The following is a 262-nucleotide window of genomic DNA, read 5'->3' on the forward strand; positions in this document are numbered from 1 at the left end:
CGCCACCACCCCAGCAAGTACATCATCCTCAACCCGAGCAAGAACCTCAGCAAGTACCTCAGCATCAACAAGAGCAAGTACGTCAGCATCAACAAGTGCAAGTACATCGGCTAGAACATCAGCAAGTACGTCAGCCTCAACAAGCGCAAGTACATCAGCAAGTACATCAGCAACAACAAGTGCAAGTACATCAGCAAGAACATCAGCAAGTACCTCAGCTTCAACAACCACAACAACAAGAGACTCCGCCACCGCAAGATAA

Annotated in this window: 1 protein-coding gene; it reads right to left on the reverse strand. The window is 48.5% G+C overall.

Features of this window, described 5'->3' with window-relative positions:
* Positions 1-262, reverse strand: a 262-nt coding sequence (locus N8L33_RS10010; protein WP_261059759.1) for a hypothetical protein, incomplete at both ends; no start/stop codon positions are given.

This window comes from Streptococcus mitis (assembly GCF_946188695.1).
Lineage (GTDB): Bacteria > Bacillota > Bacilli > Lactobacillales > Streptococcaceae > Streptococcus > Streptococcus mitis_DF.